At 57.3% G+C, this 25,681-nt stretch carries 18 protein-coding genes, 3 rRNA genes and 1 other RNA gene; 18 read left to right on the top strand and 4 right to left on the bottom strand.

Annotated elements, in window-relative coordinates; translation table 11 throughout:
• Window positions 1-7: 7 nt before the first annotated feature.
• On the bottom strand, window positions 8-844 hold the full coding sequence (locus CKALI_RS08800; RefSeq protein WP_156193000.1) for an inositol monophosphatase family protein: 837 nt from the start codon (window positions 842-844) through the stop codon (window positions 8-10).
• A gap of 234 nt (window positions 845-1,078) precedes the next feature.
• Here CKALI_RS08800 and CKALI_RS08795 point away from each other — a divergent pair, with 234 nt between their 5' ends.
• The 17 genes from CKALI_RS08795 (at window position 1,079) to rrf (ending at window position 20,298) form a co-directional block, all read left to right on the top strand.
• Window positions 1,079-1,387 (top strand): hypothetical protein, encoded by a 309-nt coding sequence (locus CKALI_RS08795; protein WP_156192999.1) that lies wholly within the window; start codon window positions 1,079-1,081, stop codon window positions 1,385-1,387.
• Window positions 1,388-1,468: 81 nt separating this feature from the next.
• Window positions 1,469-1,930: a hypothetical protein gene (locus tag CKALI_RS08790; RefSeq protein WP_156192998.1), complete on the top strand. Its 462-nt coding sequence runs from the start codon at window positions 1,469-1,471 to the stop codon at window positions 1,928-1,930.
• A gap of 11 nt (window positions 1,931-1,941) precedes the next feature.
• Window positions 1,942-3,042 (top strand): peptide chain release factor 2, encoded by a 1,101-nt coding sequence (gene prfB / locus CKALI_RS08785; RefSeq protein WP_156192997.1) that lies wholly within the window; start codon window positions 1,942-1,944, stop codon window positions 3,040-3,042.
• A gap of 93 nt (window positions 3,043-3,135) precedes the next feature.
• Entirely contained in the window at window positions 3,136-3,825 is a 690-nt protein-coding gene (ftsE, locus tag CKALI_RS08780) for a cell division ATP-binding protein FtsE (RefSeq protein ID WP_156192996.1), read from the top strand.
• A gap of 3 nt (window positions 3,826-3,828) precedes the next feature.
• Window positions 3,829-4,731, top strand: coding sequence for a permease-like cell division protein FtsX (ftsX, locus tag CKALI_RS08775; RefSeq protein ID WP_156192995.1), 903 nt, complete (start codon window positions 3,829-3,831; stop codon window positions 4,729-4,731).
• A 41-nt stretch (window positions 4,732-4,772) separates the two neighbouring features.
• On the top strand, window positions 4,773-5,261 hold the full coding sequence (smpB, locus tag CKALI_RS08770; protein WP_156192994.1) for an SsrA-binding protein SmpB: 489 nt from the start codon (window positions 4,773-4,775) through the stop codon (window positions 5,259-5,261).
• 13 nt (window positions 5,262-5,274) lie between these two features.
• Window positions 5,275-5,733 carry a hypothetical protein gene (locus CKALI_RS08765; RefSeq protein ID WP_156192993.1) on the top strand — a complete coding sequence of 153 codons (459 nt, stop codon included), beginning with the start codon at window positions 5,275-5,277 and terminating at the stop codon, window positions 5,731-5,733.
• A complete protein-coding gene (locus CKALI_RS08760; protein ID WP_156192992.1) occupies window positions 5,717-6,079 on the top strand; it encodes a DUF488 domain-containing protein in 363 nt (120 codons plus the stop codon). The genes CKALI_RS08765 and CKALI_RS08760 overlap by 17 nt, the downstream gene beginning before the upstream one ends.
• Window positions 6,080-6,122: 43 nt before the next feature.
• Window positions 6,123-6,500, top strand: a transfer-messenger RNA (tmRNA) gene (ssrA, locus tag CKALI_RS08755).
• Between the two features lie 272 nt (window positions 6,501-6,772).
• Window positions 6,773-10,423 carry a phosphoribosylformylglycinamidine synthase gene (locus CKALI_RS08750; protein WP_231580447.1) on the top strand — a complete coding sequence of 1,217 codons (3,651 nt, stop codon included), beginning with the start codon at window positions 6,773-6,775 and terminating at the stop codon, window positions 10,421-10,423.
• A 276-nt stretch (window positions 10,424-10,699) separates the two neighbouring features.
• Complete coding sequence (locus tag CKALI_RS08745; RefSeq protein WP_156192990.1) at window positions 10,700-11,686, top strand: siderophore ABC transporter substrate-binding protein; 987 nt, start codon at window positions 10,700-10,702, stop codon at window positions 11,684-11,686.
• Between the two features lie 89 nt (window positions 11,687-11,775).
• Window positions 11,776-12,753 carry an ABC transporter permease gene (locus CKALI_RS08740; RefSeq protein WP_156192989.1) on the top strand — a complete coding sequence of 326 codons (978 nt, stop codon included), beginning with the start codon at window positions 11,776-11,778 and terminating at the stop codon, window positions 12,751-12,753.
• A 181-nt stretch (window positions 12,754-12,934) separates the two neighbouring features.
• The gene (locus CKALI_RS08735) at window positions 12,935-13,870 is read left to right on the top strand and encodes an iron chelate uptake ABC transporter family permease subunit (RefSeq protein ID WP_156192988.1); all 936 of its coding nucleotides are present in this window, start codon (window positions 12,935-12,937) and stop codon (window positions 13,868-13,870) included.
• Window positions 13,867-14,622, top strand: coding sequence for an iron ABC transporter ATP-binding protein (locus CKALI_RS08730; RefSeq protein ID WP_156192987.1), 756 nt, complete (start codon window positions 13,867-13,869; stop codon window positions 14,620-14,622). Before CKALI_RS08735 ends, CKALI_RS08730 begins: the two co-directional genes overlap by 4 nt.
• A 466-nt stretch (window positions 14,623-15,088) precedes the next feature.
• Window positions 15,089-16,605: ribosomal RNA gene (locus CKALI_RS08725) — 16S ribosomal RNA — on the top strand.
• 371 nt (window positions 16,606-16,976) lie between these two features.
• Window positions 16,977-20,050 (top strand): 23S ribosomal RNA (locus tag CKALI_RS08720).
• A gap of 130 nt (window positions 20,051-20,180) precedes the next feature.
• A 5S ribosomal RNA gene (gene rrf, locus CKALI_RS08715) occupies window positions 20,181-20,298 on the top strand.
• Together the 16S, 23S and 5S rRNA genes form the textbook arrangement of a ribosomal RNA operon.
• 480 nt (window positions 20,299-20,778) lie before the next feature.
• On the opposite strand, the gene CKALI_RS08710 is transcribed toward rrf, so the two are convergent.
• The 3 genes from CKALI_RS08710 to CKALI_RS08700 are packed head-to-tail and all read right to left on the bottom strand — an operon-like array spanning window position 20,779 to window position 25,320.
• Window positions 20,779-21,420 (bottom strand): DUF3239 domain-containing protein, encoded by a 642-nt coding sequence (locus tag CKALI_RS08710; protein ID WP_156192986.1) that lies wholly within the window; start codon window positions 21,418-21,420, stop codon window positions 20,779-20,781.
• 9 nt (window positions 21,421-21,429) lie between these two features.
• Window positions 21,430-23,049 carry a DNA repair helicase XPB gene (locus tag CKALI_RS08705; RefSeq protein WP_407643769.1) on the bottom strand — a complete coding sequence of 540 codons (1,620 nt, stop codon included), beginning with the start codon at window positions 23,047-23,049 and terminating at the stop codon, window positions 21,430-21,432.
• 51 nt (window positions 23,050-23,100) lie between these two features.
• On the bottom strand, window positions 23,101-25,320 hold the full coding sequence (locus CKALI_RS08700) for a helicase-associated domain-containing protein (protein WP_156192984.1): 2,220 nt from the start codon (window positions 25,318-25,320) through the stop codon (window positions 23,101-23,103).
• A gap of 63 nt (window positions 25,321-25,383) precedes the next feature.
• On the opposite strand from CKALI_RS08700, the gene CKALI_RS08695 reads away from it, so the two are divergent.
• On the top strand, window positions 25,384-25,578 hold the full coding sequence (locus tag CKALI_RS08695; RefSeq protein ID WP_156192983.1) for a hypothetical protein: 195 nt from the start codon (window positions 25,384-25,386) through the stop codon (window positions 25,576-25,578).
• The last annotated feature ends 103 nt before the right edge of the window (window positions 25,579-25,681 follow it).

Here is a 25,681-nt window from a genome sequence, read left to right as displayed (position 1 = left end):
GTCCAGCTTAGAACAGGGCGAGGGCTTCATTCACCGCTTTCTCGTTTCCGGCCAGGCACCACGTGACCCCGCCGGCGTCAAACTTCACAGCTTTGCCGCCCGCGCCTTCGACCAACGCACGACCCGGCAACCAATCCCAGGACGCGACCGTGTGCTGCAGCCACAGCCCCAATGTGCCGTCCGCGACGCTGCCCAGATCGACCGAGCCAGCGCCAAGCATGCGCAGGCTGGCCACTTGCTCTGCCACCTTTTGCCACGCCTCCCGCACTGGTTCCTGCGCCAGATAAGTGGGGTGGAGGTAGGTGCCGAGGCCCACCAAAGCGAGGGGATTATCGCCTAGCTTCTCGACGTCCTTGCCATCCCTTGTGGTTGGAATATTCGGTCCGCCGAACCAGGTGTACCCCATGGCGGGGCGGTGTACTGCGCCGAACAGGAGCTCATCTGGATCATCCGGATCGCCTTTAACCAGGGCGATTGCTGAGCACCAGTAGTCAGAGCCTGTTGAGAAGTTGTAGGTGCCATCCACCGGATCAACGACCCAGGTGCGACCGGAAATGCTTTCCCGGGCAGCACCTTCCTCGCCGAGAATTCCATCCTCTGGGCGCAGCGTTTCCAGAGCTCCGGCGATAAAGCGTTCGGCAGCCTTATCGGCCTCGGTGACAACATCCGACACCGAAGTCTTCTGTTCAGTGGTGATGCCCAGCTCGCGGATGCGCCAGGCGAGACGGCCAGCATTGAAAACCAGCGTCTGTGCGAGATGTTCGTCGGTGTCCTGATCGTGCGCGATCACAAAGGTTTTTGTGAAGGTGTCGATCATATCGGTGAAATTCTGTGGAACGGCCATAATGTCTATTGTGCCAATCTGGTTCCTGAGGGATAAATTAGTGGCATGTATATTCCCGCTGTGGTGATGTTCATAGGTGGGACAATTGTGTCTGCTGCCGTTCACCTATGGGCTCGAGTTTCAGAAGATTTCCCTGAGCGACCTGCGGGTCTATCGATGCCAATAGTGGCATTGCTGCCACTGGCCACTAGTTTCGTACTGTTTTTCAATTCTTTCAAGAATTTCGGAGACAGCTTGAATCTATCAGCGAGTATTCCGCTCGCGTCGATCCTGATTGCTGCGCTCGCTTCGACATTCGTTGGATTCCACGCGAAGTACCTGATTTCAGGGTTGACCGCTTCCGGTTGGGGTTCCTTGATGGGGACAACTTTGGCCTGGGTCCTGGTGACAGCGCAGCGGGGATCGGATCCACTATGGGCGAACTCCCTGTTTTTCGTGTGCTTGGCTCTGGTCGGGGTCCAGTCGCTCGCTGGTCTATTGCTTGGGCTGTGGTCTGATCATCGGGATCGGGACGAAATTCGGCCGGGTGCAGCCGTGAAGTAGCATCGATGGCTTAGAACTTGGGTGATTCTGACGAACTACAGGCGAAAGCGAGACAGAAGCCAATTGTTAGCGATCGGGATTGTGGCGTCTGCAATTGTCGCGGGGGTCGTTGCTGCCTTGCAGCTCATGGAAGAGCCACTACCTAGGGCGCGGCGAAACATGCTCCTCGTTGTGACCAGCCTGGTGCTGGGAGGAGTCGCAGCAGGTCTGGCGATTGCCTTTGATGAAGCTGGCCAATGGGGGAATTGGGAATACAATGTGCCCTGGATCCTGGGGCTTTCTTCTTTCGTGCTCGCAAGCGTAATTCTGCGGCCCCGTCGCTCCGAGTTGGTGATCGTGTGGTGGTCGGCAGCCTTGAGCTTTCTCACCGCGTATGGCACGTGGGAAGCGGGCCCGGGAGATGACGGAATGGGCGCGCTGCTGACCGTGATCATGTCGGCGGGTTGCATCGTGGCGCTGGTGGTACTCATACTTGCAGTTCTCGTAGTAAACCTCGCTGATCGTGGGACAGCCCGTTCTCGTCCCTCGAAGCACCTGCAGTAAAGTGGGGGACTATGCGCCCGGAGATTTCTGCAGAACTAAGCCAATTGGACACCACCCTCACCAGTATTGAAAAGGTGATGGATCCGGCAGAAATGTCTGACCGCGTGCGCGAACTGGAGCAAAAGGCCTCTGACCCTTCGCTGTGGGATGACCCCGACAATGCCCAGCAAGTGACCTCGGCGCTCTCCGCCGTCCAGGCCTCCCTGCGTAAAGTGACGGACCTGCGCCAGCGTCTCGAAGACCTGCCGATCATGTACGACCTCGCCGAAGAAGAAGGTGAAAGCACGGAGCTTGCCGACGAAGAATTGGCCGAGCTACGGGCTGATATTGCCTCTCTCGAAGTCAAGACCATGCTTTCGGGCGAATACGATGCCCGCGAGGCCGTGATCAGTATCCGTTCTGGCGCCGGTGGCGTCGATGCCGCGGACTGGGCTGAAATGCTCATGCGCATGTACGTGCGTTGGGCGGAGAAGAACGATCACAAAGTGGATGTCTACGACATTTCCTATGCCGAAGAAGCTGGCATCAAGTCCGCCACCTTCGTTGTCCACGGCGAGTACATGTACGGCACGCTGTCCGTGGAGCAGGGCGCGCATCGACTGGTGCGCATCTCTCCCTTTGATAACCAAGGCCGCCGCCAGACGTCTTTTGCTGAGGTAGAGGTGCTGCCAGTCGTAGAACAGACGGACTCCATCGACATCTCAGACTCCGAGATCCGCGTCGATGTCTACCGGTCTTCGGGCCCTGGTGGTCAGTCTGTGAATACTACGGACTCAGCAGTTCGACTGACCCACATTCCGACCGGCATCGTGGTGACCTGTCAGAACGAAAAATCCCAGATTCAAAACAAGGCCTCAGCGATGCGCGTTCTGCAGGCGAAGCTGTTGGAACGCAAGCGACAGGAAGAGCGCGCCGAAATGGACGCCCTCGGAGCTGGCGGCAACGCCTCCTGGGGCAACCAAATGCGCTCCTACGTGCTGCATCCTTATCAAATGGTGAAAGACCTGCGGATGAACTACGAGGAAAACGACCCGTCCAAGGTGCTTGATGGCGGGATCGACGGCTTCTTGGAAGCCGGCATCCGCTGGCGGATGTCGCAGGTGGAGCAATAACTCTTCTGATCGGGCTGTTTCGAGGATTGACTTCGCTTCGGAATACGCTGTCAAGAGTTTCCATTGAGGGGAAAGTCAACTACTGTTGCCAGTGTGATTAGATTCGACCAGGTGACAAAGTCTTACAAGACCTCGACCCGCCCGGCGCTGGACAACGTCTCGGTAGAGATTGAAAAAGGGGAGTTCGTCTTCCTCATTGGCCCGTCCGGCTCGGGTAAATCGACATTCCTTCAGCTGATGCTGAAGGAGGAAGTGCCGACCTCGGGCGATGTGTTCGTGTCGGATTTCCACGTCAATAAGTTGCGGGGCGGGCAGGTGAACAAGCTGCGCCAGCACATTGGCTACGTGTTCCAGGACTTCCGGCTTCTGCAGAAGAAGACGGTCTACCAGAACGTGGCCTTTGCCCTAGAGGTGATCGGTCGCCCAAAGAACACTATTGAAAAGTCGGTCATGGAGACGCTGGAAATGGTGGGGCTCGACGCCAAAGCCAACCGTATGCCGGCCGAGCTTTCTGGCGGTGAACAGCAACGTGTCGCTATCGCGCGCGCTTTTGTGAACCGTCCGCTCGTCCTGCTCGCAGATGAGCCCACCGGCAACCTCGACCCAGACACCGCCCAAGACATCATGGTGCTGCTCAACCGTATTAATAAGTTCGGTACCACTGTGATCATGTCCACGCACAACGCGCAGGCAGTGAACAACATGCGTCGTCGCGTGATCGAGCTGCACATGGGCAAGCTGGTCCGCGACGAAGCACACGGCGTGTACGGAGAGGGGCGTTAACTCATGCGACTAGGTATCGTTTTCCGCGAAGCATTCCAGGGGTTGGGTCGCAACCTGACCATGACCATCGCGCTCATCATTACTACTGCGATCTCGCTCGCACTCCTTGCGACCGGTTTTTTGGTCACCGGCATGACTGAGCGCACCAAAGAGATCTACCTTGACCGCGTCGAAGTGATTGTGCAGTTTGATGAGGCAATTTCCGCAGGTGATAAGGACTGTACGACCCCGCAGTGCGCGGAGGTGAAGACCAAGCTCGAAAATCACGAGGGCGTCGAGTCCGTAACGTTCCGCAACCGCCAGGAGTCCTACGAGCGATTTGTGAAGTTGTTCCAGGAGACCGACCCGGTCTTGGTGCAGGAGACATCTCCGGACGCACTGCCGGCAGCGCTGCACGTGCGACTGAAGGATCCGCTGAAGAACGAAGCGATCAACGAGGTCCGTGACATGCCACAGGTGGACGGCGTACTGGACCAGATCGATGACCTACGCGGCGCCACCGACAACCTCAACGCGATCCGCAACGCGACCTTCCTGGTGGCTGCCATCCAGGCCATCGCTGCGATCTTCCTCATCGCGAATATGGTGCAGATCGCTGCCTTCAGCCGCCGCGAGGAAATGACCATCATGCGCATGGTCGGCGCGTCCCGCTGGTTCACGCAGGCACCGTTCGTGCTCGAGGCAGTGGTGGCGACGTTCCTCGGTTCCATCGCTTCTGTGCTGGGCTTGTACCTGGGCAAGAAGTTCGTGCTCGATCCGGCGCTGCACGGGCTTTACGACGCCCAGCTGATCGCCCCGGTCACCACCGATGACATCTGGGTGGTTGCCCCGGTTGTCGCGCTGATCGGATTGGTGTTCGCGGCACTGACAGCGCAGTTGACGTTGAGACTGTACGTGCGAAAGTGATTTCGTAGAGCCTACCCTTCGCGGTAGGCTCTATTTTTGTTATGGCAAAGAAGAAAAAGGCGACGAACAACCCGGTCATTGCGACAAACCGCAAGGCCCGGCACGACTTCACCATCCTGGAAACCTATGAAGCTGGCATTCAGCTCGTAGGCACCGAGGTGAAGTCGCTACGCGAAGGCAAGGCCTCGCTTGTCGACGCCTTCGCCACGATCGACAATGGCGAAGTCTGGCTCCGCGCGCTGTATATTCCGGAATACACCCAAGGCCACTGGACTAACCACACGCCGCGACGCAGCCGAAAGCTGCTCATGCACCGGTATGAAATCGACGCCCTGATGGGCAAGGTTCGCGATGGCAAGCGCACCCTTATTCCGCTGTCCCTGTACTTCAAGGACGGTAAGCTGAAGGTCGAATTGGGTCTCGCCCAAGGTAAGCAAGACTACGACAAGCGCCAGGATATTAAGCGGCGCACCGAGGAGCGGGAAGTCACTCGCGAGCTCGGGCGTCGCATCAAGGGGATTAACGCCTAAGAGGGGATCCGCGGTGGAGACACGCAAATTTTTCATCATCTGCAATGCGGTAGCAGTGTTCGTGGCTCCTCTGATCGTTCTCTTCGGCCGTTTTGCGGGCGGAAATGCCGGGTGGCTCGTTGTCATCTTCCTCTTCGGTGGATTCCTGGCTGTGTCCGGAGGCTACTTGATCCTGCTACTTGTCGGCTTGATGCTCGGCGATGGCCGAAGCCGCTTCGATCGAAGCCTCAAGGTGCTTTGGTGGTTCGGCGCCGCGGCGACAACCTTCGCGATGTGGCTCATTCCTGATGCAGGTGACGCGCCCAATTCCGAGACAGTCCTTTTGGATTTCGGGTCGATGGACAAAGAGACGGCGATAGAGATAAACAGCCGATTGTCCGAAATTTTCGGGATCCTCGGAGTTCTGAGCTTCTTCGGCTGGATTCTCCTCTGCATTGTCGATCGAGTGCGTCGCCATGCCGCGCATCGCTAAAATTCACGACCTTCTCTTAGACGTACCACAGGGCACCTTCGCGCTGGTAGATCGTTTGTGGCCGCGCGGGATTTCGAAAGCGGACTTCGGGCCGGATCTGTGGGCGAAGGGGGCAGCGCCGTCGACAAGCCTGCGGAAGTGGTTCCATAGCGGCGGCGACTTTTCGACGTTCACCGACCGGTATCGAGCCGAGCTCGACGCAGCGCTTGCCGACGGCGATCCAGACCTAATCAGCCTGCTTGACCTCGTTCGTGCTGGGGATGTGACGCTGGTCTACGCGTCTAAAGACCGAGACCGTAACCATGCGCAGGTGCTTGCACAATGGCTCGAAGAGAGAGTAGAGTAAGTAAATCCTGCTGGAGAATCGCAATTCCGGCCAGCAGGGATACGGGGTCGATTCTGGTTTCGACTACGTATATTGAGCCAGGGGAAGCGTGCCGGTGCAGGCTAGAGACCACCGTAAGCGTCGTAGCAAAAAACAAGCGCAGAGAACACTCAGCGCGACTACGCCCTCGCTGCCTAATCAGCGACTAGCGTGTCTGCCGAACCAGGTAGGTTCCTGACCTGGACCTCGGCATCGACTTAGAGGAACTTGCTCTACCGTCGTGTTGACGGGGCGGTAGGGGACACCCACCGACAACTGGGCTCATCATCCGGACATGTTCGACTGATCCGGAGGGCCGAGTAGAGATTCCGCGCGAACTGCGCACGGAGAAGCCCTGGCGAGGTGACGTAGGACCCGGGTTCAATTCCCGGCGGCTCCACAAATTAGAAACCCCAGTTCAGAAATGAGCTGGGGTTTCTTTTTCTTTCGTAGTCAGTAGTGGGTCTGGTCGGCGAGTTGGGCGGCTGTTGGACTCGAAAGCCCTTTCGTGAACACGGCTCCACAAGCCGACACCGTGTCAAAGGTAGGGCACCGAATTCGAGTGCGCCCACCCTCTAGAATTGGTATCAGTCACTCGCGGGCAATACGCTGGTGGAGACGACCGTCTAAGTAGAGCTATGGGAATCTGGAGGCACGATGGTTCAGCGTGTGTACGTGGAGAATCGCGAAGGTGGGCACGCTGCGGCCCTCTCGAAGGAGTACGGCGTCAAGGTGCGCATGCTCAATCGTTACGACGTCGAAGGTACGACGAACGAGGAGTTCGACAAAGCGGTCAAGCTCGTGCTCTCCGAGCCCCAGGTAGACAACACTTTCGCAACGCTGGAGGAGGCCGGAATTGACGGCCAGATCCTCGCAGTGGAGCCATTGCCTGGTCAGTTCGACCAGCGCGCCGATTCCGCTGCTCAGTGCATCCAGTTCCTCTTTGAAAAGCAGCGCCCCCAGGTGCGCACCGCTGTGCTCTACGCGGTCGAAGGTGAGATCCCTGAGAAGATGCGCACCGACCTTATCAATCCAGTCGAAGCGCGAGAAGCGAATCTGGAGCTGCCCGAGACCTTGACTATGAGCGTCGAGAAGCCTGCGGACGTCGAGAAGCTCGAGGGCTTTACCGCGCTTTCCGACGCCGACATCCACGCCTTCGTGTCCGGCCAGGGCCTCGCGATGGACACCGACGACGCGATCTTGATCCGTGATTACTTCGCCTCTGAGGATCGCGACCCGACGATCACCGAGCTCAAGGTCATCGATACCTACTGGTCGGATCACTGCCGTCACACGACGTTTGAAACCGTCCTCGATTCGATTACTTTCAATGAGCCAGCCGCAGAAGCCGCGTACCAGGACTACCTGGCAGCGCGCGAATCCATCAACCGCACCAAGCCCGTCACTTTGATGGACATGGGCACCATCGCAGCAAAGGTGCTGCGAGCCACGGGCAAACTCGACAAGATGGATGTCTCCGAGGAGATTAACGCCTGCACCGTGCACGTCAACATCACCGTCGACGGCAAGGAAGAGCCGTGGTTGCTGCTGTTCAAGAACGAGACGCACAACCACCCGACCGAAATTGAGCCATTCGGTGGCGCTGCGACCTGTATCGGTGGCGCAATCCGCGACCCACTCTCCGGCCGTGGCTACGTCTACGGCGCGATGCGCATCTCCGGCTCAGGCAACCCGCTGGAGACCACGACCCGCGAGGGCAAGCTGCCACAGAAGACTATTGCTCGCGTTGCTGCTGCAGGCAACTCCTCTTACGGTAACCAGATCGGCCTGGCCACCGGACTCGTGGACGAGCTGTACCACCCAGGCTATGTGGCAAAGCACCTGGAAATGGGTGCTGTTGTCGCAGGTGCTCCGGCGGCAAATGTTCGCCGTGAAGTTCCTGCGGCTGGCGACCTCGTGGTCCTGGTCGGCGGAGCTACCGGACGCGACGGTATTGGTGGCGCGACGGGTTCCTCGAAGAAGCACACCGTAGAGTCCCTGACTACCGCGGGCGCAGAGGTGCAAAAGGGCAACGCGCCTGAGGAGCGCAAGCTGCAGCGCCTGTTCCGTAACCCGGAGTTCTCCCAGCTCATCAAGCGCTGCAATGACTTCGGCGCAGGTGGCGTGGCGGTGGCAGTCGGCGAACTCGCTGATTCCCTCGAGATCAACCTCGATGCTGTGCCAAAGAAGTACGAGGGTCTTAACGGCACTGAACTTGCGCTATCTGAGTCCCAAGAGCGCATGGCGATTGTGGTCGAGGCAAAGGACGCAGCAAAGCTCATCGAGCTGTCCAACGAGGAAAACCTCACCGCAGTCATCGTCGCCGAGGTGACCGATTCCGGCCGCATGCGCATGAACTGGCGCGGCAACGCCATCGTCGATCTCTCCCGCGAATTCCTGAACACCAACGGCGCGAAGAAGCACGTCACCGCTGAGATCGCACCTGCCGGTGACTGGCGAGCAGCAGGCCGCGAGTGGGCTCGTTCGGCCGATTTCAACGAATCCTTCCTCGGCATGGCATCGGATCTGAATGTTGCCTCCAAGCAGGGCCTGTCCGAGCGCTTCGACTCCACCGTCGGTGCCGGCACCGTGTTGATGCCGTTTGGTGGTACCCGCCAGGCCACTCCAATCCAGGCGATGGCGAACACCCTGCCTGTGCTGGGGGAGACCACCAACTGTTCCGTCATGTCCTGGGGTTACAACCCATACCTGACCGAAGCCAGCCCGTACCACGGCGCATACCTCGCAGTCGTCGAGTCCGTGTCCAAGCTGATCGCCACAGGTGCCTCCATCGATGAGACCTACCTGTCCTTCCAGGAATACTTCGAGCGCATGGATTCCGCTGCGGCCTGGGGCAAGCCAGCTGCTGCGCTGCTTGGCACCATCAAGGCCCAGCTCGGCCTTGGCGTCGCCGCGATCGGTGGCAAGGACTCGATGTCCGGCACCTTCGAAGAACTGCACGTTCCGCCGACAGTCATCTCCATCGCGGTCAGCCACGATGACGCGCGCAATGTGGTGCCGAACCACTTCAAGGCCGCAGGTCACACCGTCACTCTGTTGTCGCCATCGTTGGCTGCTGAAGAGGACACCGCTTTGGCTGGCTTGCCGACGCCAGAGTCCCTCCTCGCCAATTACAACACCGTCACTACGTTGATGCGCGAAGGCAAGGTCCTCTCCGCCTACACCCCAGGTTTCGGTGGCGTGGCAGAGGCCGTGCTCAAGATGGGGCTGGGCGAGGCCATCGGCTTCGCTTTCGCCGAGGATGCTCCGCTGTACGACTACGCCTACGGCGCATTCGTCCTCGAGTGGGCAGATGGCGTCGAGCCGACCGCCGGCGATGTCCTTGGCGCTACTCAAATGGGCGGATTCACCTTCCGCGGTGCAACGGTTCCGTTCGAAGAGGCGGAAGCCGCTTACCTCGGCACGCTGGAGCCGGTGTACCCAACCGCTGCAGAGCAGGTTGGCTCAACCGAGCTGGCGGGGACTGTGGGCGTCGAAAAGCCTGCTAATAAGCCCACCTTTGGTGGCGCAACTCCAACGGCCCTGATCCCAGTCTTCCCTGGCACCAACTGCGAGTATGACTCCGCGCGTGCGCTCCAACGCGCGGGTATCGAGGCGGAAATCCTCGTCGTGCGCAACCGCACCCCAGAGGACATCGCTGAGTCGGTAGACCGCATGGCCACGGCGCTGGATCGCTCCCAGATGCTCTTCCTGCCGGGTGGCTTCTCCGGCGGCGACGAGCCAGACGGTTCCGCCAAGTTCATGACATCCTTCCTGCGCAACCCGGCTCTGACGGCGGGCGTGCAGGGGCTTCTCGACGACCGTGGCGGCCTCATCCTCGGCATCTGCAATGGTTTCCAGGCTCTGATCAAGCTGGGTCTGGTGCCATATGGCTCCATCGTGGAGCCAGGTACCGAGACTCCAACCCTGACGTTCAACACCATTGGCCGTCACCAGTCGCGCATTTCGCGCGTGCGCGTGGTGAACAACAACTCACCATGGCTGTCCAAGGTGAATGTTGGCGACGTCTTCGCAGTGCCGATTTCGCACGGCGAGGGTCGCATTACAGCAGGGGAGTCCGAATGGGAGCGTCTCAAGGCTGCTGCCATCACTCAGTATGTTGACGCTGCTGGCGAGCCGCTGATGGACATTTCTGTCAACCCAAACGGCGCACTGTTTGCGCTGGAAGGCATCATGTCCGAGGATGGTCGCGTCCTGGGCAAGATGGGCCACTCTGAGCGTATCTCCGGTTCGACTTACAAGAACGTCCCAGGAGAGTACGACATGAAGCTATTTGAGTCGGCAGCGGAGTTCTTCCGCAAGTAGCGACTCGATGTAGGGGCGTTTCGGACAAAGTCCGGAGCGCCCTTTCGCTATTTCTGGTGAACCGGGTGTGACGGCGTTGTTTCGACTTTTTGCAGCACAAGGGCCATTTGGGGCCAGGTGAACGCGAGAGAAGAGGGGGTAGGTTCAATTACCTCACAAAAAAGTTGCGTAATTGAGCCCAGGTAATGCTAACCTAACTACAGCTTAGGCAAGGCTTACTTACTCCTCGGGTATGAGTTCTCAGGATGACTACCCATGACAACCAAGGATCAGCTTATGTTTTCTTCTCGACTCCGCACTCTGACTGTGGTCTCCGCTGCAGCTTTCGCCCTCACTGCCTGTGGTGGTGGAGCTGCAGAAACAAAGGATGAGGCAGCCGTCAAGACTGTCCAGATCGAGGACAATACCGGTACTCACGAAGTGCCGTCGCCTCCGAAGTCCGCAGTGTCCTTGGCGAACCGCAACTTTGAAACACTTGCCGACTGGGGCATTGAGGTTAAAGCTGCGCCAAAGCCGTTGATCCCAGGCACTGTTGACCTCGGCAAGGGCGATAGCGTGCTGGATCTGGGCATGCACCGCGAGCCAAACCTGGAAAACCTCGTGGCCGCGCAGCCCGACCTCATTTTGGGTGGCCAGCGATTCCTCCAGTTCGAGGAAGAGATCAAGAAGCTGACGCCGGATGCTGCCTACCTCAACTTCGATGTCCGCCCGGACAAGCCGATCGATTCTGAACTCAAGCGTGAGACCACCGCTTTGGGCAAGATCTTCGGCAAAGAGACGGAAGCCGACAAGCTGAACAAGGATTTCGATGCTTCTATCCAGGCTGTCAAGGACGCATACAAGTCGGGTGAGACTGTGATGGCAGTAAACGTTTCTGGCGGTGAATTCGGCTACATTGCGCCATCCAAGGGACGTACTGTCGGCCCGATGTTCGACCTGTTCGGCTGGAAGCCAGCCCTCCAGATTGAAAATGGCTCCACAAACCACATGGGTGATGAAGTCTCTGTTGAGGCAATTGCTCAGTCCAACCCGGATTGGATCATCGTTCTCGACCGCGATGCAGGCACGACTGCTGCGAAGGAAGCTGGCTTCCGACCTGCGGAAACTGTCCTGAAGGAAAACCAGGTCCTGCAGAACGTCGACGCAGTAAAGAAGAGCAAGGTGATCTTCCTGCCTGCCGACACCTACACCAACGACGGTATCCAGACCCACACGGAGATCTTTAACTCCATCGCCAAGGCCTTCAAGGCCTTCAAGGGCTAAAAGGTCTGAAAACCACTGGTCATGCCTGGCAACCGCCGGGTGTGGCCTTTGTGCATGTCCGGACCCAAACCGAAAAAGAGAGGACACTCATGACTGCAGTTCGCGCGCAGGCGACCCGAGGCAGACTTCTGGAGTGGCGCCTAATTGTTGGAGTTGCCGCGATTATCGGCCTGCTCGTGCTGTCGCTGTTTGTTGGTGCCTATGACATCCTTGGGGGAGCCGAAGGCAAGGAGATCTTTGCCATCACTCGCATCCCTCGGACGGTGGCATTGGTGCTGGCCGGAGCTGCGATGGCCATGAGTGGTCTGGTGATGCAGCTGCTCACCCAAAACCGTTTTGTGGAGCCCACGACCACGGGAACTACGGAGTGGGCGGGTCTTGGGCTGCTGTTTTCGATGATCTTTTTCCCTGAGGCCGGTCTGATGCCTCGGATGATCACCGCGGTCATTTTCGCGTTTGTCGGCACCATGGTCTTTTTCGCATTCCTGCGTCGCGTTACTCTGCGATCGTCACTGATCGTGCCGATTGTCGGCATCATGCTGGGCGCCGTGGTCAGTTCGATCTCGACCTTTATCGCTCTCAAGCTGGACAAATTGCAAAGCCTAGGCATTTGGTTCGCTGGATCTTTCACCTCCGTGCTTCGTGGGCAATACGAGGTGTTGTGGATCGTGGCTTTGGTAGTCGTGGCCGTGTTCTTCTTTGCGGATCGCTTGACTGTTGCCGGGCTGGGGCAAGATATTGCCACCAATGTCGGCCTTGACTACAACAAAATCATCGTGATCGGCACCGGCTTGGTGGCGGTGGCTACTGGTGTCGTGACTGTGGTCGTCGGCAATTTGCCCTTTATTGGCCTGATCGTCCCGAACGTTGTCTCCATGTTCCGTGGCGATGACCTACGCAGCAACCTGCCGTGGGTGTGCGTGCTCGGAATCGGCATCGTCACCGTGTGCGATCTCATCGGCCGCACTATCATCGCCCCCTTTGAGGTTCCGGTGTCCCTGGTCCTCGGCGTATTGGGTGCGATCGTTTTCATCTACCTGATTGTGAGGCAGCAGCGACGTGCCTAATCTTCTTCCGCTCCGGTTCAAGGTGCGTCGCACCCCGCCTATCGACGTCGCCGTCGAGCATCCACCTGCCCAGCCTTTCGATCCCTGCCGCACATGCACGGGAAGTTGTATCCATAGACATGGGGCAGGCTGCTTTGCGACGCCTAAAGTTCGCTCACGCTATTGGCTGACGCTCAGCATCATGATCGGTTTGAGCGCCCTCTTTGCTTTCGGTCTACTGGCTTGGGGCAACCCCATGCCATTTGGCACGCCAGGCTTCTGGCTGATTGCGGAACGTCGCGCGACTGCAATCATCGTGATGGCGATTGTCGCGTTGGCGCAAGCGATGGCGACGGTGACTTTCCAAACGGTGACCAACAACCGCATCGTGACCCCATCAATCATGGGGTTTGAGGCACTCTACATGGTCATTCAAACTTCGGTCGTGTTTTTCTTTGGCGCGGCCGGGCTTGCAGCGTTCTCGGGGACGTGGCAATTCATCACCCAAGTGATCCTGATGGTGGGGATGAGCTTGGTGCTATACGGCTGGCTGCTGACCGGGCGTTTTGCGAACATTCAGGTGATGTTGCTCGTTGGCATCGTCATTGGTGGTGGCCTTGGCTCGCTGTCTACCTTCATGCGTCGTCTACTCAGCCCGAGCGAGTTTGACGTGCTCACAGCGCGGATGTTTGGCTCCGTCACTAATGCCAAGACAGAGTATTTGTGGTTAGCGATTGTATTAGTGCTGGCCGCTACGCTGGGCATCGTGCTGAGGGCCAAGGTGCTTAATGTGGTGTCCTTGGGTGCCGATCTTGCCAATAACCTCGGAATTAACCACCGCCACGCATCGATCTACTTCCTGGTGTTGGTCTCGGTGCTGATGGCAGTCTCCACCGCTTTGGTGGGGCCGATGACCTTCCTCGGCTTCTTGGTAGCGACATTGACCTATCAGTTCGCGGATACCTATGACCATCGGGCCGTCCTGCCCATGGCAACCATCGGCGCTTTCCTCGTCTTGACCTCTGCCTACTTTGTCATGAACCACATCTTCTATGCCCAGGGTGCGGTTTCCATCATCATTGAGCTTGTGGGCGGCTCATTGTTCCTATTTGTCCTGCTGCGAAAGGGCCGACTGTGATTGAACTTGCTGGCGTAAAGAAGAAATACTCGTCCACTGTGGAGATCGGCCCGGTCTCTCTCGAAATCCCCGCCGGGGGAGTGACATCCCTCGTCGGGCCGAATGGCGCGGGCAAATCGACGTTGCTGACCATGATCGGCCGGCTTCTTGACATCGACGAAGGCACCATCCGCATCGGATCACTCGATGTGGCATCGACGAAGTCAAAGGACCTAGCGAAGATCGTCTCTATCCTGCGGCAGGAAAACCACTTCATCACCCGCCTCACTGTCCGACAGCTCGTCGGCTTCGGCCGCTTCCCACACTCCCAAGGGCGCTTGACCCGCGATGACGAGCAGATAGTCTCGCGCTACATCGACTTCCTCGGTCTCAGCGAACTCGAAGGGCGCTACCTCGACCAACTGTCCGGTGGTCAGCGCCAACGTGCGTACGTGGCGATGGTGCTCGCCCAAGAAACGCAATATGTGCTTCTCGACGAACCCTTGAACAATCTCGATATGGCCCACAGTGTCCAGATGATGCGACATCTGCGGGACGCTGCCACGACATTCGGCAAGACAGTGGTTGTGGTGCTCCATGACATCAACTTCGCCGCTAAGTACTCCGACTACATTTGTGCCGCCAAAAACGGCACGGTGGTCCAATTCGGCACGCCGGAGCAGATCATGCAGGACGATCTCCTTACGGACATCTTCAACACCCCAGTACAGGTAATCGAGCGGCCAGATGGCCTCCTTGCTTGCTACCACTAAATGCTCGATGACCTGGCGATTTGTGTTCTTATCCGATAGTGCGTAACTTAGTCCAGGTCAGCGAGACAGTGTGACCGAAAAGTTACACGAAAACGCTGCATGACGAAGCGGATTTTGACTAACAAATCTAAATCAGCTACAGTCGGACAGGTCGCCTTAAATGGAGTTAACAACAAGTTAATTCCAGGTGGGTGTGCGTGTGTTGTTTGAGAACTCAATAGTGTGCCAAGTACTTATTTTTTAAGTTGTTTTTGGTTGTGTGTTGGTGCCGGCAGGCCCGTGAGGGGTCTGTGTAAGCATTAATACTCAATTTTGTGGCTTTCTTTTCTTTCCTCGTCGGATTTTGGGGGAGTCACGTATTTTTGGACAATCTAGATAGAGGCAGGCCTTTTGGGGTTTGTTTTTGCTGGTTGTTTGTTTTTTTGCTAGGTAGTTGGGCTTTTCATAGTTCTGATTATTTTGATCTTTTATGGAGAGTTTGATCCTGGCTCAGGACGAACGCTGGCGGCGTGCTTAACACATGCAAGTCGAACGGAAAGGCCCTTCGGGGTACTCGAGTGGCGAACGGGTGAGTAACACGTGGGTGATCTGCCCTGCACTTTGGGATAAGCCTGGGAAACTGGGTCTAATACCGGATACCTACCATTGTTTAGTGTCGATGGTGGAAAGCTTTTGCGGTGTGGGATGAGCCTGCGGCCTATCAGCTTGTTGGTGGGGTAATGGCCTACCAAGGCGTCGACGGGTAGCCGGACTGAGAGGTCGATCGGCCACATTGGGACTGAGACACGGCCCAGACTCCTACGGGAGGCAGCAGTGGGGAATATTGCACAATGGGCGCAAGCCTGATGCAGCGACGCCGCGTGGGGGATGACGGCCTTCGGGTTGTAAACCTCTTTCGACAGGGACGAAGCTAACGTGACGGTACCTGTATAAGAAGCACCGGCTAACTACGTGCCAGCAGCCGCGGTAATACGTAGGGTGCGAGCGTTGTCCGGAATTACTGGGCGTAAAGAGCTCGTAGGTGGTTTGTCGCGTCGTCTGTGAAATACCGGGGCTTAACTTCGGAGCTGCAGGCGATACGGGCATAACTTGAGTGCTGTAGGGGAGACTGGAATTCCTGGTGTAGCGGTGAAATGCGCAGATATCAGGAGGAACACCAATGGCGAAGGCAGGTCTCTGGGCAGTAACTGACGCTGAGGAGCGAAAGCATGGGTAGCGAACAGGATTAGATACCCTGGTAGTCCATGCTGTAAACGGTGGGCGCTAGGTGTAGGGGTCTTCCACGACTTCTGTGCCGTAGCTAACGCATTAAGCGCCCCGCCTGGGGAGTACGGCCGCAAGGCTAAAACTCAAAGGAATTGACGGGGGCCCGCACAAGCGGCGGAGCATGTGGATTAATTCGATGCAACGCGAAGAACCTTACCTGGGCTTGACATACACCAGATCGCTGCAGAGATGTAGTTTCCCTTGTGGCTGGTGTACAGGTGGTGCATGGTTGTCGTCAGCTCGTGTCGTGAGATGTTGGGTTAAGTCCCGCAACGAGCGCAACCCTTGTCTTATGTTGCCAGCACGTTATGGTGGGGACTCATGAGAGACTGCCGGGGTTAACTCGGAGGAAGGTGGGGATGACGTCAAATCATCATGCCCCTTATGTCCAGGGCTTCACACATGCTACAATGGTCGGTACAACGCGTTTGCGACACTGTGAGGTGAAGCTAATCGCTGAAAGCCGGCCTCAGTTCGGATTGGGGTCTGCAACTCGACCCCATGAAGTCGGAGTCGCTAGTAATCGCAGATCAGCAACGCTGCGGTGAATACGTTCCCGGGCCTTGTACACACCGCCCGTCACGTCATGAAAGTCGGTAACACCCGAAGCCAGTGGCCCAACCTTTTAGGGGGGAGCTGTCGAAGGTGGGATCGGTGATTGGGACGAAGTCGTAACAAGGTAGCCGTACCGGAAGGTGCGGCTGGATCACCTCCTTTCTAAGGAGCTTTTTTGGCTCACAGTTGTGAGCCGTGTACACCAACTCAGTCACCGAGTGTGTGGCTGTTGGTTTATGAATCGGGTGGAGACTAACTAGCCGCTTATATGGTGGTGGTCATCACGACCGGAAATATGACTTAAATATGTTTTTGTGCTTGGCATGCTGTTGGGTGTCTGGAATGACACTGTTGTGTTGTTTCAATGGGCTCCTTGCTTTCTGGTTGCGTGACTGTTTCTTTGTGGGATGGTGTGGTTGCTGGTTGTGGGGGGTGTGTTGTGTGAGAACTGTATAGTGGACGCGATGCAATTTTTATTGTGTTTCTTTGTTTTTTGTGGCATATATTTTGTTTGTGTTTGCCTTTTGTATGGTGTTTTTGTTACTTAAGGGCGCACGGTGGATGCCTTGGCATACTGAGCCGATGAAGGACGTGTAAGGCTGCGATAAGCCTCGGGGAGTTGCCAATAGAGCGTTGATCCGAGGGTGTCCGAATGGGGAAACCCAGCTAGGGTTATGCCTAGTTACCTGCCCATGAATTCATAGTGGGTGTGGGGGTTACGCGGGGAAGTGAAACATCTCAGTACCCGTAGGAGAAGAAAACAATTGTGATTCCGTCAGTAGCGGCGAGCGAAAGCGGATGTTTGGCTAAACTGCATGCGTGTGATACCCGGCAGGGGTTGCGTGTGTGGGGTTGTGGGAGCAAGCTGTTCCAATACTGCCGTGTTGGTCGTGTGTGTTTGTGTGTTAGGGGAAGTGGTGTGGAATCGCCTGCCGTAGACGGTGAGAGCCCGGTACCTGAAAATGTGCAAGCCATGCGTGTTTGTTTCCCGAGTAGCAGCGGGCTCGTGGAATCTGCTGTGAATCTGCCGGGACCACCCGGTAAGCCTGAATACTCAGTGTGACCGATAGCGGATTAGTACCGTGAGGGAATGGTGAAAAGTACCCCGGGAGGGGAGTGAAATAGTACCTGAAACCGTGTGCCTACAATCCGTCAGAGCCCTTTGGGGTGATGGCGTGCCTTTTGAAGAATGAGCCTGCGAGTCAGCGGCATGTCGCGAGGTTAACCCGTTGTGGGGTAGTCGTAGCGAAAGCGAATACTAACTAGTGTGTTTAGTGGCATGTCTTGGACCCGAAGCGGGGTGATCTACCCATGGCCAGTGTGAAGCAGCTGTAAGAGGTTGTGGAGGCGCGAACCCACTTAGGTTGAAAACTGAGGGGATGAGTTGTGGGTAGGGGTGAAAGGCCAATCAAACTCCGTGATAGCTGGTTCTCCCCGAAATGCATTTAGGTGCAGCGTTGCATGGTGCTTGCCGGAGGTAGAGCTACTGGTTGGTTTAGCGGGACTACAATCTTAGCGACGTCAGCCAAACTCCGAATGCCGGCCAAAGTTAGTGCAGCAGTGAGACTGCGGGGGATAAGCTTCGTAGTCGAGAGGGAAACAGCCCAGATCGCCGGTTAAGGTCCCTAAGAGTGTGCTAAGTGGAAAAGGATGTGGGATCGCTTAGACAGCCAGGAGGTTGGCTTAGAAGCAGCCATCCTTGAAAGAGTGCGTAATAGCTCACTGGTCGAGTGGTTCTGCGCCGACAATGTAGTGGGGCTCAAGCACACCACCGAAACCGCGGCAATATATTTATATGTTGGGTAGGGGAGCGTCGTGTACTGCGTTGAAGCATCCGGGTAACCTGGTGTGGAGTGTACGCGAGTGAGAATGCAGGCATGAGTAACGAATTGATGAGTGAGAATCTCATCCGCCGGATGACTAAGGGTTCCTGGGTCAAGCTCGTCTTCCCAGGGTGAGTCGGGGCCTAAGGCGAGGCCGACAGGCGTAGTCGATGGATAACGGGTTGATATTCCCGTACCCGAGTGTGCGCGACCATGGTGAATCAGTGATACTAACCACCCTGAAACACCTCGTGATGCTCTTTGAGTGTTGTGTGGTGTGGATGCGTGGGGCCTGATCTGGTAGTAGCTAAGTGATGGGGTGACGCAGTGAGGTAGCCGAGCCACTTATTGGATTGTGGTGTAAGCGTGTAGCCCGCGGCCTAGGTAAATCCGGGACCGCATGTAGGGTGAGGCGTGATGCGTACCCTTTAAAAGGGGATGTTGGTGATCCTGTACTGTCGAGAAAAGCCTCTAGCGATGTGCATATTCGGCCCGTACCCCAAACCGACACAGGTAGTCAGGTAGAGAATACTAAGGCGTTCGGGTGAACTGTGGTTAAGGAACTCGGCAAAATGCCCCCGTAACTTCGGGAGAAGGGGGACCACAAGCGGTGATCGTTTTTACAACGTGAGCTGGTTGTGGTCGCAGAGAATAGAGGGAAGCGACTGTTTATTAAAAACACAGGTCCGTGCGAAGACGATAAGTCGATGTATACGGACTGACGCCTGCCCGGTGCTGGAAGGTTAAGAGGACCTGTTAGGACGTAAAGTCCGAAGCGGAGAATTTAAGCCCCAGTAAACGGCGGTGGTAACTATAACCATCCTAAGGTAGCGAAATTCCTTGTCGGGTAAGTTCCGACCTGCACGAATGGCGTAACGACTTCCCTGCTGTCTCAACCACAGGCCCGGTGAAATTGCAGTACGAGTAAAGATGCTCGTTTCGCGCGGCAGGACGAAAAGACCCCGGGACCTTCACTATAGCTTGGTATTGGTGTTTGGTGCGGTTTGTGTAGGATAGGTGGGAGACTGTGATGCAGCATCGCTAGGTGTTGTTGAGTCGTTGTTGAAATACCACTCTGATCGTAGTAGATACCTCAACCTCGGCCCATGATCTGGGTTAGGGACAGTGCCTGGTGGGTAGTTTAACTGGGGCGGTTGCCTCCTAAAGAGTAACGGAGGCGCCCAAAGGTTCCCTCAGCCTGGTTGGCAATCAGGTGGTGAGTGTAAGTGCACAAGGGAGCTTGACTGTGAGACTGACAGGTCGAGCAGGGACGAAAGTCGGGACTAGTGATCCGGCACTGGCTTGTGGATGCGGTGTCGCTCAACGGATAAAAGGTACCCCGGGGATAACAGGCTGATCTTCCCCAAGAGTCCATATCGACGGGATGGTTTGGCACCTCGATGTCGGCTCGTCGCATCCTGGGGCTGGAGTAGGTCCCAAGGGTTGGGCTGTTCGCCCATTAAAGCGGCACGCGAGCTGGGTTTAGAACGTCGTGAGACAGTTCGGTCTCTATCCGCCGCGCGCGTGGAAACTTGAGAAAAGCTGTCCCTAGTACGAGAGGACCGGGACGGACGTACCTCTGGTGTGCCAGTTGTACCGCCAGGTGCATGGCTGGTTGGCTACGTACGGAAGGGATAACCGCTGAAAGCATCTAAGCGGGAAGCCTGTTTCAAGATAAGGTTTCTTTTGAGGTTCCCCATAGACCATGGGGTTGATAGGCCAGATCTGGAAGCACAGCAATGTGTGGAGGTAACTGGTACTAATACACCAACTAACAAAACCCAAACATGGGGCACGCAACAGCAAACAAAACATCTTGCCGCAAGCAAAAACAAATGAATAAATCGCGTCCACTATGCAGTATCTGACACAACACCCACACCACATGTGTGTGTGGCCGATTGTCACAGTTGTGTCGGTGGTTATTAGCGTGAGGGAAACGCCCGGTCCCATTCCGAACCCGGAAGCTAAGCCTTACTGCGCCGATGGTACTGCACCTGGGAGGGTGTGGGAGAGTAGGACACCGCCGACCAAAAACTTAACAAACCAGAAAGACCCAGGATACCCCTGGGTCTTTCTGCTATTTCTAGGCACTGACACGCATCGTTGAAAGTCCCGCTGAAACCAAACGAGGCCTCAGAGGGTCTCTTGGTGTTTGAGCCGAGTGCGAGGGAAGTAGATGTCCTATGTGGTATGTCCATCACGTCAATTGGCAAGAGTCAATGGTGAAAGGCTTCACCGAAGATGGGGAGTGGAGTTGTTCCCCAGTAGGCTCTCACGAAATAGGGGCGGTGCTATCGCTGCGCCTAGGCTTGTTCTTCGTTGCCGGCCGGAAACCGTAGGTCAGGGGTGCTGGGCACACCTGGTCGGTTCGTCAGGAAGGGCAATTAAAGCGTCAGAAAATGCTGACATGCGTTGCTAGTCAATCTCTCCTGGTTTGCTGTCCTACAGGTGCTTGAACCTGACAAAAGAAAAACCCGGCCGCAGCCGGGCAATTCAAGACGTGCTCTGATTAGAGGATCAAAAGGTTCATGTCGGTAGCTTTGACTTTTTCAAGCTTATCAAGGTGCTTTTGCAGGGTGTTCCACTCATTCTCCGGGATGGCCTTTTGAGCTTCCTTTACAGTCCCTGCATCAGCCGTTCCCCACGCTATGGGCATAGGGGAGATCTCATCCCAACGATCGGAAGTCGAAACTGAGCGACGCCCGGCTACCGCGACGGCAGGCACGCGCTCGCCGACCACGCGTTCGTGACCGCGGAGGTTAGTCATATTGCGGATTGCGAGGGCCGGGACCGGCTTGCCGGAATCGGAGGCATTGGCGTCGACAAGCGCCATGAGAACCATGCCGCGGGGCAGGACCTCCGCAACCATGGCTGGAACTAGTGGGTAGCTTTCAAACATTGCCTGAGCAGAGCCCATTTGGCGCGGCAGGATGAAGATGAGTGCAAAACAAAACAGCGCAAAGGTTCCCAGTCCGATGGCAACGGCTAGTCCCCATGGGGCACCGTCGGAAATGCGCATGACTGCGAATGCAATCAGAGCCAGGACGAAGCCGAAGATGCCGGCAGAAATTTGGAGCCTAGTGGCGTCGCGGGAGAACTCGTTGTTCTTTTTGTTGTGCTCAGAGTCGACGGTGAACTGAAATTGTCGCATGGGATCCTTCTAAATGTCTTCGGCATCGATGATTCGGTAAGCGTAGCCCTGCTCGGCAAGGAAACGCTGGCGATGAGCTGCATATTCAGCGTCTAGCGTATCGCGACTGACCACGGTGTAAAAGTGGGCCTCGCCGCCGTCTGCCTTGGGGCGCAAAAGTCGGCCGAGGCGCTGGGCCTCCTCCTGACGGGACCCAAAAGTTCCAGAGATCTGAATAGCCACTGCTGCTTCAGGCAAGTCGACAGAAAAGTTGGCGACCTTGGAAACGACTAGCGTATCTAGCTGACCAGTGCGAAAGGCCTCAAAGAGCTTTTCTCGTTTCGCATTCGACGTCTTGCCCTCGATAACTGGAACATCAAGCTCAGCGCCAATTTCCTCCAATTGATCTACGTAAGCGCCGATAATGAGGGTCGGCATGCCCGCGTGACGCTTCAGAAGGCGGCGGATCACCGGCATCTTCGCAGCAGAGCTGGCGGCGAGTCGATAGCGGTCAGCAGGCTCAGCAGTAGCGTAGGTCATGCGCTCCGAGTCCGGCATTGTCACGCGGACCTCAGTGCATTCGGCCGTTGCGATGAAGCCTTGAGCTTCGAGATCTTTCCAGGGCGCGTCGTAACGCTTGGGGCCAATGAGGGAGAAGACATCGCCCTCCCGACCATCTTCGCGCACCAAGGTGGCGGTAAGACCCAGACGACGGCGAGACTGCAAATCCGAAGTCATGCGAAAGACTGGGGCGGGAAGCAGGTGGACTTCGTCATAGATGATCAGGCCCCAGTCGCAGGAATCGAACAGCTCGAGGGCGCGGTATTCGCCCTTCGTCTTGCGGGTGACCACCTGGTACGTCGCAATCGTGACGGGACGGATCTCCTTCTTCTCACCGGAGTACTCGCCAATCTCTTCCTCCGTGAGCGTGGTGCGACGCAGTAGCTCGTCCCGCCACTGACGCCCAGCCACCGTATTGGTCACCAAAATCAGCGTGGTGGCCTGCGCCTTCGCCATGGAGGCCGCGCCGACCATCGTTTTACCGGCGCCACAGGGCAGCACGACTACGCCCGAGCCGCCCTCCCAGAAAGAGTCGGCCGCATACTGCTGATAGTCGCGCAACGCCCAGCCGTCTTCGACCAAGGAGATTGGGTGTGCTTCGCCGTCCACATATCCGGCTAGGTCCTCGGCCGGCCAACCGACCTTCAGCAATTCCTGCTTCAGCCGTCCGCGCTCCGACGGATGTACCAAGATTGACTCAGCATCGATAGCGGCGCCGAGCATAGGTTTGATCTTCTTGTGCCGTTGCAACTCCGCCAGAATCGCAGGCTCCTTGGACTCCAGAATGAGACCGTGCGCAGGATGTTTGTGCAGGCGCACGCGCCCGTAGCGTGACATCGTCTCCGCAATATCCACCAACAGCGGCTGCGGCACTGGAAAGCGAGAGTATGTTTCCAGCATGTGAATGACTTGCTCCGCATCGTGCCCGGCGGCCCGCGCATTCCACAACGCAAGGGGAGTAATGCGATAGGTGTGAATATGCTCCGGGGCCCGCTCAAGCTCGGCGAAGGGGGCGAGCGCAGCGCGCGCTTCCCCTGCGCGTGGGTGGTCGATCTCCAGCAGGATCGTCTTGTCGGACTGGACGATCATCGGGCCATCAAAATTCACCGGTTCACTCCTTGTATAAAGGTCAAACCACCATTATTGCACTATTACCTCAGTGATTCGGTGCACCTGGAAGCGGTGGACATCGCCGGTGGTCGTGTCGATGGCGTCGATAAGGCCCCCGGCGACAGTGACGGGACGCACCACGCGATGGACAGCAATGCCGTGCTTATCGACGAAGCCCAGCGTCACAGTCTTCCCCGCGCGGGCCGCAGCCTGCAGAATGCTGAGGGTTTCGGAGGCAGGTGCGCGGGTACCGGAGGCGACCGCGTCCCGGGCTGTGTCGCCGCGGCGAATGGCAGCCACTGCGGCTTCGATGCGTCCTTCGTCGATAGCAGTTGCTTCGGGGCGAGTATCTGGTTGCGGGACACGGGACGGCTCCGGGGCCAGATCGAGGCTGAGGCCATAAGCATCCTCAGCGATCGGCTGGAATCCCGCAGCTCGCAGTGCCTTGATGACCTGGATAAGCGGTGCCTGAGCCACAGCGACGGTGGGCGCGATGGCCCTTAGTGCAACGGCGTCACCAATGGCCGCGACGGCCTGCACGATGAGCGAAGGGTCGTCGCAACGCAGGTAACTCATCGCAGGACCACCGCGGAGGCTACCGTGTTTGCGCGCAACATCATCGACGAGATATCCGATCGACTGTGGCAGTTCCATTACCGACAGCTCACCCAGCCGCGACATGATGTCCTGCCCGCTGAGCCCGGAATCCAGTGCTCGCCTTATCGACGCTTCCGTGACACGGTAGACACTGGCAAGCCCGGAGGACTCGAGATCAGCGACGCGATCGACAAACTTCTGGGAGCGCGGAGTGAGTGGTCCAGGCGCGAGCATCGTCATGTCAGCCTGAACGATGAGCTGTTCCACCGCATCCGGCACATTGATCGTGTCGAAGCGAATAGAGCTCGTGAGAATGCCTTCAGAAATGGCGCCGATCCAGGCAGCCTCAGCTTCCAGCTCAGCAAAGGTTGTTTCGGTCAACGCCGTTCCGGTGAGCGGGTGGCGGAATCGGAAGTAGGTCAGTGTCTCTGCGGTGCTGGCACCGGGTGGTAGCGAGCCGAGAGCGTCGATAAGCTGCCCGCGCCATTGTGGAATGCGTTCGTCGCGCATCTCTCGGGAGAGCAGGTGGACCTTAGTTTTGTCCTTGGTGGTACCCAGCAGCCACGGCGCCCACGGGCTGGTGCGCCAGCCGTGCAGGAGGGTTCGAAGCTGGTCTTCCAGCGAACTACCGAGCCATGCGTCCGCCTGTGGGGTGGGTGCGTAGTAGTCGCCGCCATCATCGTCATCAGGTAGCGGTTCCGGCACACCACGCGCGATCAGGCCAGCCGCAATAGAAAGGCACATCAGACGAGCGATGTCCTCCTCGGTGGTCTCCAGTGCTTTAGTCAGCCGGCTGATCATCCGCACGCCCACAGCGCCGCCCTTGAGCGTGGAGACTGGGCGCTGGCCGAGCTCCTGGATGAGCAAGCGGGTCAATCGGCAGACCTCAAGGCCAGCTGAAATTCCGGCCTGATCCGCAACCTCAATGGATGTCGTGCTTTCCGCAGGTGGGCACCTCAACGGCAGACTCCGACTACCGGTTAAGGCATTTCGGACCGTTTGCGGCAGTTGCACGGTGGACTCATCTACCCGATGGAGCAGGCCCTGCGCGATGAGTTGCGGGATGGGGCGCGTTGGATCAGCATCCAGTGCTGCGTCTTTCGTCACGCCAGTGCCGCCAGAGAGTGCCAACGTTTGAAGAATTTTTGTCGAACGCGCCGACAGCTGGGCAAGCTTGTCAGCCAGATCATCTGGAGCAGGCTCTGCATCGGGCAGGAGCTGCCAGCTGTGGGGGAGTGCAGACATGGCTTCTTGGACAACCAAGAACCTGTCCTCGCCGAAGAGCAACCCATACTGCTTCAGCTTGGCAATGCTCGCCTCTACTTCGATGGGAAGTGGGCCGTCAATGCCATGAAGCTGGGTACGCTCACTAATGATCCCCACCACTTCGGGGGCAGAAACCGGGGTAAACTCCCCGCCAATCGCGGCGACGGCCTCCAACACCAAGAGGTCGGTGGTATTGAGGGAGTGCAGCGCCCTGCTTACCGACGCCCGGAGTTGCAAACGCGCAGCTAAAGGCCCAATTCCTGGCGGGAGTGGCAGCACTGTGTCGGGACGCAAAAGCAACAATCTCGACAGGTGCTCGTCATCAAGGCTCGCGAGCCACTCTCGGAAAGTCAGGGTGGGGTCACCCGGGGCAGTAGGTTTTTTCATGATTATTCAAGTTTAACGCTCCGAGAAGTGACTTTTTCCGTCAAGGTTTGAAACAATAGGAGCATGGCAAAAATCGAGAAGAATAGCTACGTCGATCCGGGCTGGCCAGAGCACCTCCCGGAAACCAGCGGTCACCCTGTTACGGAATTGGTTTCTCGTCTCGCTGGTGCATCCAGCCCTTACGGTGACGACATGCCATTCCCACTTCCAGCAGAGAAGATCGGTTACGTCCACCCATACACCCAAATCAACAAGTAACACTTGTAGATCTTTAGTTCCCCGAAGGGGCCCACGGCATTGAGCTGTGGGCCCCTTCGGCGTTTGTCCTATCTCTACTGCATCGTCAATGCGGCGCTGCTGC

This window comes from Corynebacterium kalinowskii, from assembly GCF_009734385.1.
Taxonomy (GTDB): Bacteria; Actinomycetota; Actinomycetes; order Mycobacteriales; family Mycobacteriaceae; genus Corynebacterium; species Corynebacterium kalinowskii.
The sequence above is the reverse complement of the archived record's forward strand: the minus strand, read 5'-3'. Positions and strand labels throughout refer to the sequence as shown.

Bases quoted from the DNA above. Each gene is read 5' to 3' on its own strand.
- ftsX (WP_156192995.1), top strand. From the start codon at position 3,829: ATGCGACTAGGTATCGTTTTCCGCGAAGCATTCCAGGGGTTGGGTCGC.
- CKALI_RS08740 (WP_156192989.1), top strand. From the start codon at position 11,776: ATGACTGCAGTTCGCGCGCAGGCGACCCGAGGCAGACTTCTGGAGTGG.
- CKALI_RS08705 (WP_407643769.1), bottom strand. From the start codon at position 23,049: ATGATCGTCCAGTCCGACAAGACGATCCTGCTGGAGATCGACCACCCA.
- smpB (WP_156192994.1), top strand. From the start codon at position 4,773: ATGGCAAAGAAGAAAAAGGCGACGAACAACCCGGTCATTGCGACAAAC.
- CKALI_RS08760 (WP_156192992.1), top strand. From the start codon at position 5,717: ATGCCGCGCATCGCTAAAATTCACGACCTTCTCTTAGACGTACCACAG.
- CKALI_RS08710 (WP_156192986.1), bottom strand. From the start codon at position 21,420: ATGCGACAATTTCAGTTCACCGTCGACTCTGAGCACAACAAAAAGAAC.
- prfB (WP_156192997.1), top strand. From the start codon at position 1,942: ATGCGCCCGGAGATTTCTGCAGAACTAAGCCAATTGGACACCACCCTC.
- CKALI_RS08745 (WP_156192990.1), top strand. From the start codon at position 10,700: ATGTTTTCTTCTCGACTCCGCACTCTGACTGTGGTCTCCGCTGCAGCT.
- CKALI_RS08695 (WP_156192983.1), top strand. From the start codon at position 25,384: ATGGCAAAAATCGAGAAGAATAGCTACGTCGATCCGGGCTGGCCAGAG.
- CKALI_RS08735 (WP_156192988.1), top strand. From the start codon at position 12,935: ATGATCGGTTTGAGCGCCCTCTTTGCTTTCGGTCTACTGGCTTGGGGC.
- CKALI_RS08800 (WP_156193000.1), bottom strand. From the start codon at position 844: ATGGCCGTTCCACAGAATTTCACCGATATGATCGACACCTTCACAAAA.
- CKALI_RS08700 (WP_156192984.1), bottom strand. From the start codon at position 25,320: ATGAAAAAACCTACTGCCCCGGGTGACCCCACCCTGACTTTCCGAGAG.